11 protein-coding genes are annotated in these 12,067 nt (G+C 46.6%); 5 read left to right on the forward strand and 6 right to left on the reverse strand.

Going from position 1 to position 12,067, the window contains the following annotated elements:
• Positions 1 to 54: 54 nt before the first annotated feature.
• From A2517_RS06705 to A2517_RS06720, 4 genes are read right to left on the reverse strand one after another with little or no spacing between them, the layout of a single operon-like run.
• Positions 55 to 384 (reverse strand): hypothetical protein, encoded by a 330-nt coding sequence (locus A2517_RS06705; RefSeq protein ID WP_294895372.1) that lies wholly within the window; start codon positions 382 to 384, stop codon positions 55 to 57.
• Between the two features lie 3 nt (positions 385 to 387).
• On the reverse strand, positions 388 to 1,698 hold the full coding sequence (gene murC / locus A2517_RS06710; RefSeq protein WP_294895374.1) for a UDP-N-acetylmuramate--L-alanine ligase: 1,311 nt from the start codon (positions 1,696 to 1,698) through the stop codon (positions 388 to 390).
• Positions 1,695 to 2,159 (reverse strand): hypothetical protein, encoded by a 465-nt coding sequence (locus A2517_RS06715; protein WP_294895376.1) that lies wholly within the window; start codon positions 2,157 to 2,159, stop codon positions 1,695 to 1,697. Before A2517_RS06715 ends, murC begins: the two co-directional genes overlap by 4 nt.
• The gene (locus tag A2517_RS06720; RefSeq protein WP_294895378.1) at positions 2,147 to 3,292 is read right to left on the reverse strand and encodes a succinyldiaminopimelate transaminase; all 1,146 of its coding nucleotides are present in this window, start codon (positions 3,290 to 3,292) and stop codon (positions 2,147 to 2,149) included. Before A2517_RS06720 ends, A2517_RS06715 begins: the two co-directional genes overlap by 13 nt.
• Before the next feature lie 158 nt (positions 3,293 to 3,450).
• Here A2517_RS06720 and A2517_RS06725 point away from each other — a divergent pair, with 158 nt between their 5' ends.
• A complete protein-coding gene (locus A2517_RS06725) occupies positions 3,451 to 4,110 on the forward strand; it encodes an HNH endonuclease (protein ID WP_294895380.1) in 660 nt (219 codons plus the stop codon).
• 47 nt (positions 4,111 to 4,157) lie between these two features.
• On the opposite strand, the gene A2517_RS06730 is transcribed toward A2517_RS06725, so the two are convergent.
• On the reverse strand, positions 4,158 to 4,583 hold the full coding sequence (locus tag A2517_RS06730) for a helix-turn-helix domain-containing protein (protein WP_294895382.1): 426 nt from the start codon (positions 4,581 to 4,583) through the stop codon (positions 4,158 to 4,160).
• A gap of 69 nt (positions 4,584 to 4,652) precedes the next feature.
• Positions 4,653 to 5,447: a polysaccharide deacetylase family protein gene (locus A2517_RS06735; RefSeq protein WP_294895384.1), complete on the reverse strand. Its 795-nt coding sequence runs from the start codon at positions 5,445 to 5,447 to the stop codon at positions 4,653 to 4,655.
• A 153-nt stretch (positions 5,448 to 5,600) separates the two neighbouring features.
• Between A2517_RS06735 and A2517_RS06740 the strand changes: the two genes are divergently transcribed.
• From A2517_RS06740 to A2517_RS06755, 4 genes are read left to right on the forward strand one after another with little or no spacing between them, the layout of a single operon-like run.
• Complete coding sequence (locus tag A2517_RS06740) at positions 5,601 to 6,062, forward strand: MarR family winged helix-turn-helix transcriptional regulator (RefSeq protein ID WP_294895386.1); 462 nt, start codon at positions 5,601 to 5,603, stop codon at positions 6,060 to 6,062.
• Positions 6,059 to 7,192, forward strand: a complete 1,134-nt coding sequence (locus A2517_RS06745; protein WP_294895388.1) for an efflux RND transporter periplasmic adaptor subunit — start codon at positions 6,059 to 6,061, stop codon at positions 7,190 to 7,192. The genes A2517_RS06740 and A2517_RS06745 overlap by 4 nt, the downstream gene beginning before the upstream one ends.
• Positions 7,192 to 10,323, forward strand: coding sequence for an efflux RND transporter permease subunit (locus tag A2517_RS06750; RefSeq protein ID WP_294895390.1), 3,132 nt, complete (start codon positions 7,192 to 7,194; stop codon positions 10,321 to 10,323). The genes A2517_RS06745 and A2517_RS06750 overlap by 1 nt, the downstream gene beginning before the upstream one ends.
• The gene (locus tag A2517_RS06755) at positions 10,316 to 11,755 is read left to right on the forward strand and encodes an efflux transporter outer membrane subunit (protein WP_294895392.1); all 1,440 of its coding nucleotides are present in this window, start codon (positions 10,316 to 10,318) and stop codon (positions 11,753 to 11,755) included. The genes A2517_RS06750 and A2517_RS06755 overlap by 8 nt, the downstream gene beginning before the upstream one ends.
• Positions 11,756 to 12,067: the final 312 nt, after the last annotated feature.

Consider the following 12,067-nt stretch of genomic DNA (forward strand, 5'->3'; position numbering starts at 1 on the left):
GAGGGAGGAGATCGAGCTTGCCGAAAAGCTCGGCGAGGTTAGAAGAGAGTGAACTCATTGACACTCACGGGCATTGATAATCTGCTGATAATGTTTCGTCCCACGGTTCCCGACAAAACTTTGGGTCCCGACACTGTAATCAAAGGTGGTAGCATTGACCTCAATACCTCGGCACACCAACGTCTCCCCTTGTTGGTACTTCAACTCGATGGCGCGTACCTTGCTGCGGTCACGATCGCTTTGAATGTTGTACGCTATCGCTCCCGAGACACACAATGCCAGAACAAGAGAAATAATCCCTTTTTGCTTTCCGCTAAGCTCCGTGAAATAGTGCAACAGTGCAAATACGAGAGCGACGATTCCGAACCAGAGAAGATACGCCATAACCTATTTTGTCCCTCTAAGCTGATAGGTCAAATCCCCTGCCCCGAATCCGACGATGAGATCGTGATCGTAGGTTTGAACGACGGTATCACCGATAATCGATTCGATAGTATCACCCGCGCGGTGAAGTTTGTCGCTCATCGTGAGATTATAGCGGCTAAAACGCCCCTCAAAATCGATCTCACGAGGCTCTTCGCTTGCCGCCCATACAGGGAGAATAACGAGTTCGGCACACCCTTCGAAACACAGGGCAAACGCATCGAGATTATCGATGGTTCGGGAGTATTTGTGCGGTTGCCAGATCGCGATGATACGCTTGAACCCTTTGAGTTCCGCATAGGTTTTGAGCGACTGCATCGTCGCTTTGATCTCGGTCGGATGGTGGGCATAATCATCGATGATAACGCGGTCTGACCCTTTGAAAATCACATCAAACCGTTTTTTGATTCCTCGAAAATTAAGGAGATGGACACGAATAGAGGCGATGCTCATCGTCTGTGCCGCCGCCATGATCGCCAATGAAGCATCCATGGCAATATGCTCGCCGAATCCCCATACCTCAAACTCTCCGAATCCTTTGAGGTGAAAGCGGGTGTAGGGTTCATCATCGAGGAGCGTATAGGTGATATTGGTGATATCTTGACTCGGATAGAGACGCAATGCATCGCATTCGAGTGTTGCCATAAACGGATCTTCCGCATTGATGACACGTACGGGAGCCATTTCGATAAAACGGAGATACGCGTTGTGAAACTCGTCGATATTGTAGTTGTAATACTCCATATGTTCCGGCTCGGCATTAGTGACGATCGAGCAGTAGGGATTCGAGTTCAAAAAGCTGCCGTCAGACTCATCAGCTTCGAAGAGCATTACATCCGTACTTCCGTCATAGCGGACATTGGAACCGAATCCTTTGGACTCTGCACCGATGATCGCACTTCCATCCATAATTGCCGCCAAAATTGCCGTGGTCGTACTTTTACCGTGCGCTCCGCACACCGCGTAGACTTTTTTCTCACTCAATATTCGCAACAGAGCATCACGACGATGAAGGACTTCAATCCCTCTACGGTGAGCTTCTACGATTTCAGAGTTGGTCGGACGGATAATCGCCGAATGAATGACGAGATCACACCCCTCAGGGATATTGGCCGCATCGTGCCCGATATGGACGGTAATTCCGCGATCAATTAAACGCTGGGTAATATGGGTCGCTTTCATATCCGAACCGCTCACGTCATGGCCGCTAAAACGCATATATTTTGCGAGTCCTGAAATACCGATTCCGCCGATCCCGATAAAGTGGATTTTCATTGTGAAATTTCCTTTTTAAAAGTGCTGATATAAAATTTTCCGCCATTCTGCGTCGCTACCATATCGACATACTCATCAATGAAATCGTCAAACGGGATTTTCGCGTCACACCCTGCACGGTGAACGCTCATCGCGATGCTGAATTCCTCATCGTTACTGATCCCGCCGAGCACTTCAAACAGCGCACTCGCATCGGTAGCACTTCCCGCACTGTAATGCTCAATCGCATATTCGTACAAGGCTCTCAAAGTTGCAAAATCCTGCACTTCGTTCATATCAAGTTTTTCAAGATTCTCCAACGCATTGGTGAGACGCTCCAGTGCAAGATCGAGGATATTGGCATAATAGGCCATCAACGTATCTTCATCAAAGCTCTCATGGGCTTGAGATTCAAGAACGTACAACGAGGCGATATCCCCCTCGCTTTGCGCTTGGAAAATTTTATCTTTTAATTCTTGCATGACAATGCCTCCTTTAGGCGATTAAGTGCTTGTATGGTGCGTACCGTCTCTTCGACGAGGGCGATACGGATATAGCCGATGCCGGGATTTTCGCCGTGCGAATCGTCGCGTGCCAAAAATTCTCCCGGCAATACTTTCACGTTGTAGTCACGGTAGAGTCTTTGGGTAAATTCGAGGGCGTTATCTACTTTGAGCCAGACGTAAAAGGTCGCATCAGACGTTTTAATACCCAAAATTTCCTGCGCTGCTTTGAAATTTTCAGCATATACCGTGCGGGCGCGATCCACATGAAACTCATCCGACCACGCCATCGCCGAAGCCGCCTGTAGAGGAAGCGGAGAAGCGCATCCGACATAAGTGCGATACTGCGCGTACCCTTTTAAAATCTCAGCGTCCCCCGCGATAAATCCGCTACGGAGTCCCGGTGCGGAAGAGCGTTTGGAGATCGAGTTGATAACGAGGACATTTTTAAACGACGTATTACCGACATAGAGCGACGCTTCAAGAAGCGATGGAACTTTCTGATCGGTATAGATCTCGCTGTAGCACTCGTCGTTGATAAGGCAGAAATCGTGTTTGAGGGCAAGCTTCACCCATTCGCCCAACTCTTCGAGGCTGAGTACCGATGCCGTCGGGTTATTCGGGAAGTTCAAAATGACCAAATCACACTCAGCGAGTTCTGATTCGTTCACAACAGGCTTAAATCCATTTGCTTCGGTGAGATTGAGATGGATGACCCGTGCTCGTGTGGCAATCGCCGCACCCTCGTAAATCTGATAAAACGGGTTGGTGTACGCCATCACAGCCTCTTTTTTATCGAACAGATAGTACTGAGGGAAATTAAAGAGCACTTCCCGCGTCCCGAATGAACTCACCAACTCATTCGCTTTCAGCTTCACCCCGAAACGGCGTTCGACAAACCCTCTCATAGAGTCATTGAGATACGCTTCTCCCGCTGTTTTCGGATAACGGCGAAGCTCTTCAGAGTGCTTACAAATCGATTTTTGGATAAAAGCGGGAGTCTCAAACTGCGGTTCCCCGATGGTTAATGCGATCGGGGAATAGGCACTATTTGGGATAATCCCCTCTAAAAGTTGAGTCAGTTTTTCAAATGGGTACGGTTCAAAATGCAAAGGACGGTCTTTGTGATGGAATTTGTTCTTATATTATAGCGTGATGGGGCTGTATTTAGATTATAATAAGTCAATGAGTATAAAATATATTCATGCATTTTATTGAAAAAATCAAACGAAAAAACTTTTATTCAAGTTAATCTGTTTCAAGGAAAAAAATGGAAAAAAAATTTGAATTTATATCAGCAAAAAAAACACCTATATCAGAGGAAGAAATTATTGCAGATTTAAAATTAGTAGCCAAGAATCTAAATGAAAAAAATATTACTTCTAGACAATATGCTGAATATGGCAAATATGATTGTACAACAGTTAGTCGTAAGTTTGGAAGTTGGAATCAAGCACTTGAAATTGCCGGTTTAAAATTATCAAATGAATCTAATATTTCAGATGAACGACTTTATAATAATCTTTTAAATCTATGGGAACATCTTGGTCGCCAGCCTAGTAGGCGTGATTTAACAAATAAATTATCTGAATTTTCTCAAAGCCCATACAATCGAAGATTTACTACGTGGACAAATGCACTTCAATCTTTTGTAATTTGGGCAAATAATGAAGAAATAAATGCTCCTACAAATGCAGAAAATTTTACCAAGAAAATATCAACTGGTCGTGATCCATCGCTTAGATTACGTTTTCAAGTTATGCGAAGAGATAACTTTACTTGTCAACAATGCGGTGCCAGCCCAGCAAAAGATCCATCAGTAGAATTGCATTTAGATCATATCTTTCCTTGGAGCAAAGGCGGACAAACAACATATGAAAACTTGCAAACATTATGTTCTAAATGTAATCTTGGAAAAAGCAATTTATAACTAATCTTCTATGCCGTTCGCCCTGAGCCTGTCGAAGGATGAAGCGTTCATGGTTCGACAAGCTCACCACGAACGGAATGCTCAACTTCTATACTATTTAAAATCTTGCTGAGACTTTTTTTCGGAATTCGGTAGTACGTTGCAAACGACATAATCTCTTCGTAAGTGGCTTCCGTTTTGATGACATCGAGCGCGTATTTTTCAATCGGCGTTTCAGGCTTTTGTTCCAAAAGAAGCTTTTTTAAATCCGACGCTTTGAGATGTTTTTTGGTATTTCCGATAGAACAATTCACCGTAGCCAGTAACATTTTCGGTGCTTGTTTTTTCGTCGCATCTTTTATAAACTGCAATGCAATCTCTTTGGGCATTGCAGTGAGGATCGCCGCAAGATTTTTCTTTTCAGGATTTTTTTTCCAATCATGCAACGTAGAGGGAGGTACGCCGAGCAAGGACGCAATCTCTTTGGTTTTCATGATGATCTCCTTATTTTATATCTTACAAATTATACGAATATCGGATAAAATTGTCAAATATTTAGAAGATTAATACTTCACGACCTCTTTTTTATCTTTGGGCATCCGATCTTCCGTGCCGTTCACCATCCCCTCGAACGCTTTGATATCGTGTTTACTGACCACCATATAGCGTCCCAATGCCATCGTATTATCCCCCGATGAGGCGTGTTGTCGATCGATCGTAAACGCCGCCGCGTATCCCGATTTCTTCGCATCCACGAGGAGTGCATCATCATAAATCCCAAATACCCAAGCGAGATATTTGATCTCGTGTCCCATACGCTCTTCGAGTTTTTTCTTCGATCCATTCAGCTGTTTATCGACTGATTTTGCATATTCCTCCGTAGAGAGCGTTTTCTTCTCTTTTTTGAAATTCGGATGCCAGTAGGTGTGGGATTCGACACGGAACAGTTTTGTCGCCTCAAGCTCGCGGAGCTGTTCCCATGTCATGGCGTACTTGGCATTAGAGATCGCACTCGGGTAGATAAAGAGGGTAACAGGGATTTTGTATTTTTTGACGATAGGAGCCATATCGCTGTAGACGCTTTTGTGTCCGTCATCGACGGTAATAACCACCGATTTGGCAGGGATCGATTTGATTTTACCCTGCATATACTGCGCCGCCGTATCAAGAGGAATAACAGTATAACCGTTTGTTTTAAGCCACGCGAGCTGTTCGGCAAACGCAGAGTTTTTGATCGTCATCGAATCGGCCACTTCGACACCGAAACGGTGATAACACAAGATAGGAACTTTTTTTTCGATGAGTGCACCCCACAACGAACCGATCAAAACCATAACAAGAAAAACTGCTCGAGACATATTGCCAAACCCTCTTAATAAAAATCGGCGGATTATAGCGCATATATTCTCCTGAACTATTAACATTATTAACAAATTTCCCTTGACTTTCGAGACTCAATTAACATACAATTCGCTCAATTAGTTGCATAGTCAACTATTTAGGAGATTTTCATGAATCGATGTGAATGCCCGATTGAAGAATCGTTAGGGTGTGTAACGAACCACTCCGCGATGGCGGCGCGCAATTATCTCACTCGTCAACTCGCTCTAAACGGGATTGATATGACGATTGAGCAATTTAAAGTGATGGTCGTATTGTGGAAAGAGAAAACCTCTACCCAACAAAATATTGCCGATTTCGTCGGTAAGGATAAAACCTCCGTAACCCGCCTCATCGCAGGTTTGGAAAAACGTTCCCTCATCCAAAGAGCGACCGCGTGTTCGGATAAACGGTGCAACCATGTCACCCTTACCGCGCAAGGGATCGCACTGGAGAAACCGACGATGAGCGTTTTGGCGGAAGCGACCCGACATATCCATCAAGGGATCGATCCGAACGAACTCGCTATTACGCTACGCGTCTTAAAACAGATGTGCCTCACACTCAATTACACCTCAAAGGAATCCGAATGAACCCCCTTACCACTATTGCCCTCTCCAGTGCGCTTATCCTCGCGTTCACGGGATGCGAACGTCCCAAAGCTAAAGGGATGGAGAAACCGCCTGAGGGACCGATTCCTGTTACCACAACCCAGGCAAAAGTCGGCAACTTCCCTGCCATTTTAGAAGCAACCGGACAAACCCAAGCCTATAACACCGTACAAATCTTCGCACGAGTAAGCGGATATCTCCAAAAACGTGCCTATACCGAGGGCTCATCCGTGCAAAAAGGGGATACCTTATTCGTCATTGATCCGAGTGATTTGAAAAATTCTCTCGCCAGTGCCCAAGCCGCGTATGATTTAGCTGCCGCTAACCACACCAATGCCAAAGCAGTCCTCAACCGTATCAAACCTCTCGCTTCCGCGAATGCCGCAAGTGCCCAAGACCTTGACACCGCGACGGCAAACGAGCGCAACGCCGCTGCAGCCCTAGCAGGAGCCAAAGCCGTATTAGAACAAGCCAAACTCAACCTCAGTTATACGACAATTAAAGCTCCCCTCAGCGGATTTGTCGATCGTTCAAAAGTGGATGTCGGTACCTACGTTACCGCCGGAGCTAACGGACTTCTCACGACGATGTTTCAAAGCGATCCGATTTACGTCAACTTTACCTTTAGCGAAAATGAAAAACTTGCCCGTCAAAACGCAATAGCATCCGGAAAACTGATCGCACCGAAAGAGGGCAAATATACGATTGAGCTTATCCTGAGCGACGGTTCAACGTTAGAGCGTAAAGGTTCCATCGACTTCATCGCACCGTTTATCGACTCAACAACCGGAAATATTACGTATCGCGCGCTACTGGAAAACAGCGACCACAAACTCCTCCCGGGGCAGTTTGTACGGGTAAAAGTGAAAGGGATGGAGTGGACGAATGCCCTCTACGTCCCTCAAAAAACAGTGATGACGGGAGATAAAGGGAAATTTGTTTACATCGTGGAAGCGAACAATACCGTCTCTCCCCGCCCTGTCACGACAAGCGAATGGATCGATGGAAACATCATCATAGAAAGCGGTATTACGCCAGAGGATAAAATCGCGATAGACGGACTGCCTAAACTTAGACCCGGCTCTCAAGTCATTCCTGAGAGTAAAAAATAATGTTTAGTAAATTCTTTATCAACCGTCCGGTTCTCTCCGCCGTTATCGGTATTATCATCATGTTGCTGGGATTTGCGGCGATTAAAACTCTCCCTATTTCGCAACTCCCTAACCTGACACCGCCGACCGTCGTCGTCACCGCCAAATATCCGGGTGCCGATGCCGAAACGATTGCCAACAACATCCTCACCCCTCTCGAATCACAGATTGCGGGAGCCGATGGATTGATGTATATGTCTTCCAAAGCTGCCGCCCTGCCGGGAAGCGGAAGTATTACCTGTACGTTTAATATCGGCGTCAATCAAGATATGGCGGCCGTGGAAGTTCAAAACCGAATCAACTCCGTTTTGGCACAACTTCCTCAAACAACCCGCGATCTAGGGGTAACGGTCGAGAAAAAAACCTCCGATATCCTTCTCATCGTTGCGATCACCTCTCCCGATGGGAGCTATGATGCAACGCAGATCAGTAACTACATATCCTCCAACCTCCTCGATGAAGTGAAAAAAATCCCCGGTGCGGGACGGGCACAGATTTTCGGTCAGCGCGATTACGCAATGCGCATATGGCTCAATCCTGATAAAATGGCCTCACTGGGTGTCAGCTCGACCGAAATAGCCTCAGCGATCCGAGATCAAAATCTCCAGGTCTCTCCCGGCCGTTTAGGACAAGCACCTACCAATGATGCCCAAATGTGGACGATGCAGCTCACCTCCAAAGGGCGTTTCTCAACAGCCGAAGAGTTCCAAAACATTATCGTCCGCTCCAAACCTGACGGTTCTATGATCCGTTTACGCGACGTTGCCCGTGTCGAACTGGGAAGCCAAAACTACGAATTTTTCGGACGGGTCAACGGTAAACCGGCCGCAATGATCGGTATTTTTGCCGATACCAATGCCAATGCGCTCAATACCTCTGCCGCCGTTGCCGCTAAAATGGAGAAACTCTCCCATAAATTTCCAAAAGGGATCGAGTACAATATCCCCTACGACACCACCGATTTCGTCAAAATCTCCATCGAAGAGGTTGTTTCTACCCTCTTAGAAGCGATTATCCTCGTCAGTTTGGTTATTTACCTCTTTTTGCAAAGTACCCGTGCGGCGATGATTCCGATCCTCTCCATCCCGATCTCTCTGACGGGTGCTTTTATCGGAATGTACTTGCTCGGCTACTCGATCAATACCCTTACACTCTTCGGTCTCGTTCTTGCCATCGGGATTGTCGTCGATGATGCGATTGTCGTCGTGGAGAATATGGAGAGGATATTGCAGAGTGAAAAGCTCTCTCCGCGAGAAGCCGCCATCAAAGCAATGACCCAAATATCGGGTCCCGTTGTCGCAATCGTTCTGGTCATGTGTGCCGTTTTCATCCCCGCTACCTTTATGGGGGGGATGACGGGGCAGCTTTACAAGCAGTTTGCCGCCACTATCGCCATCTCGGTTGTCTTTTCGGGCTTTATGGCCCTCACCTTTGCCCCTGCTATCGGTGCGTTGATCCTTAAAAAGCATACCGAAGAGCCTGCCGCATTCTTCCGCTGGTTTAACCGTATGTTTGCCAAAATGACCGAGGGGTATGTCCGCCGCTCAGCCTATATGATCCGCCGATCTTTGATCTTTTTGGTGATCTACCTCTCCACCTACGGTTTTATCGCCTTTTTTCACAAAACGCTCCCCAGCGCATTCCTCCCTATGGAAGATCAGGGGTATTTCATCACCAGTATCAACCTCCCTGAAGGTGCAACCGCGAACCGTACCCTTGAAGTGGTCAAAGAGGTTGAAAAAATTTTGGAGAAACAAGAAGGGGTGTACAAATTTACCGCTATTACCGGACTTAACGTCCTTACCTTTTCTCAAGAACCAAACTCCGCCGTCATCTTTACCCGCCTTACCTCTTGGGATGAGAGAACGACCAATGAGCTCAAAGTATTTGGTATTCTCAACTCCTTAGGACCGAAACTCGGGAGTATCAAAGAGGCAAAAGTATTTGCCATGCCTCCCCCTCCGATTCGGGGGATGGGGCCTTCGGATATGTTCAGTCTGAGACTTTTACAGCCGGGAAGCAACGATTACCATCAACACGCGGCAACGACCAATGCTTTCATCGGCGAACTTAAAAATGAACCGAGCATCAAAAATCCGTTCAGTACGATGAACATCAACAATCCGACCCTAACCGTCGAAGTAGACCGTGAAAAAGCCAAAATGATGGGACTTTCCATCAGTGATGTGTATCAAACTCTCCAAGCGACCATCGGAACGATGTACGTCAATCAGTTCGATAAAAACGGCAAAACCTACTGGGTTCAAATGCAATCGGATGCCCCTTTCCGCTCTACTCCCGAAGATATCGGGCGAGCTTGGGTTCGATCCTCCGGCGGGCAGCTTGTACCGCTTTCGAGCATTGTAACCATCAAGATGTCGAGCGCCCCCTCCTCCATCGAACACTTTAACGGTGTTTTGAGTACGACGATTATGGGCTCACCCGCACCGGGATACAGTTCAGGGGATATTATTAAAACGATCGAAAAGGCGGGAGATACCGTCTTGCCATCCACCGCAAGCTACGATTGGGACGGATTGTATCTCCAAGAGAAACTGGTCGGTTCCAAAGCCCTCTTTATCATCGCCTTTGCCCTCGTGATGGTGTATCTCATTTTAGCGGCACTGTATGAGCGCTGGGCGTTGCCGATATCGATTATGCTTGCCGTTCCGTATGGAATAATGGGAGCCTACGCGATCGTATGGATTATTCCGTTTTTAAACAATAACGTCTTTTTCCAAATCGGATTGCTTACCCTCATCGCCCTCTCCGCCAAAAATGCGATTTTAGTGGTCGAATTTGCCGAAGAGCAGCGCCAAATGGGGAAAAGCATCTACGATGCGACGATGGAGGCGGCACGGTTGCGTTACCGCCCGATGATGATGACCTCATTCGCCTTTCTGGCAGGAATGCTCCCCCTCATCTTTAGTTCGGGCGCAGGGGCGATGGGACGCTTCTCTATCGGAGTTGCGATGTTTGGCGGAATGCTGGCGGCAACCTTCATCGAGCGTTACTTTATCCCGTTCCTCTATTACTGGGTTGCAACCGTTCAGGAAAAATTTGCCTCTCCTAAAGGAGCTGATCATGAATAAATTACACCTCCATCTCACCCTTCTCTCTGCCCTCTTGATGGGGGGATGCGCCATCGGGCCCGATTATGTTCGCCCTGATGTTACCACGCCGGATACGTTTCTCCATAATGAGAGCAATCAAACGACTCACAAGAGTATAGATAACAAGTGGTGGAAAAGCTTCAACGATGAAGCTCTCAATCGTGCCATTGAAGAGGCGCAAATTTCCAATTATGACCTGCAAGCCTCCCGTGCTTCCGTTGATGCACTGTTAGGACAATTCGATCAGGCCAAATCGTATCTCTACCCTCAAATCAACGCGAACGGCTCTTTGACTCGTAAAGGGGTCGATAATGCCTCTACCGGCGGTTATCAACTGCGTGAGGGGGTAACCTCTACCTATGCGGGATCACTCTCGTTAGCCAGTTATGAAATCGATCTGTTTGGAAAAGTTCGCCGCGCCAATGAATCGGCACGCGCGGCACTCCTCTCCAGTGAATACGCCTCGCAAACACTCAAACTATCCACTGCTTCGAGCGTTGCCGCATCGTACTTTAAACTCTCCTCCTTACAAGAACAGATCATTTTGGCACAAAAGAACGTTGAGCTGAGTGATGAAATCGTAAAACTCAATGAGATAAAATACAAACACGGTGTTATCGCCGAGACGATTTTGTTACAGTCGATATCCGAAATACAAAGTGCTAAAGCGACCCTTTCTCAATTAGAAGCCTCAAAAATAGCAGAGGAGTCAACCTATAACCTTTTATTAGGGCGCAATCCCTCATCGGTTCGTGCTACGTCCTTAGATAAAATAACACTTCCGGACGTACCCTCTGCACTCCCCTCCAGCCTCTTAAACAAACGTCCGGACATCGCGGCGGCAGAACAAAATCTGATTGCCGCCAATGCCCGAATCGGAGTTGCCCGCGCCGCCTATTTTCCCAGTATCAAACTAACGGGGATGTTAGGGGTGCAAAGTCTTGAACTAAACAACTTCGTCTCCAATCCGGCACGTATTTGGGAACTTGCCCCCTCCATTAGTCTCCCCCTTTTCTCTGCAGGACGGATTGCCGGTGAGATTAAAACGGCTGAAGCCGATCGAAATCAAACGCTGGCGCTTTATAAAAAAAGTATAGTCGGTGCCTTCAACGATACCGATAACGCTATCGGACAAGCGGCTAAGGCGAAAGAACAGCTCCGTTATCAACACGCACGCTCCAATGCGATATACAAAGCGTTAGAGCAGAGTAAATTACGCTATCAAGTAGGAACGATCAGCTACAGCGATATGCTTCTCGTACAGCAACAATGGATACAAGCATCACAGCAACACCTCATTGCCAAACAAAATGCCCTTATCGCAACCCTCTCTCTCTATAAAGCATTAGGGGGAGGGTGGTCAGATGAGCAAACACCACCCCTTCCCAATCTTCTTCCAGCAGGACGATAATCGTACTATTACTACTAGCGCAATACGCCGGTAGTAGTTTAATCGCGTCTCTCTAAATGCCTCTAAAAAGACAATCAATAGTAAATAAGCGCCAAAAAATGGAAAATTATCCATTTTTTTTCTCTTATTTGTCACAGTTCTACCCTTATTTCATACTTATTTGATAAAGTTTTGATGTCACACAAAGCCCTATTTTAGGGCTTTATAAAAAACATTCAAAAAAAACCTCCAAAATACTTGACAAGTATAGGGGAAGTAGTGGTATACTTCCGCCATATTTTTTTAAGGAGCCTTACCATGTTGAAAGTTATC

Source organism: Sulfuricurvum sp. RIFOXYD12_FULL_44_77, assembly GCF_001830725.1.
Classification (GTDB): Bacteria; Campylobacterota; Campylobacteria; order Campylobacterales; family Sulfurimonadaceae; genus Sulfuricurvum; species Sulfuricurvum kujiense_A.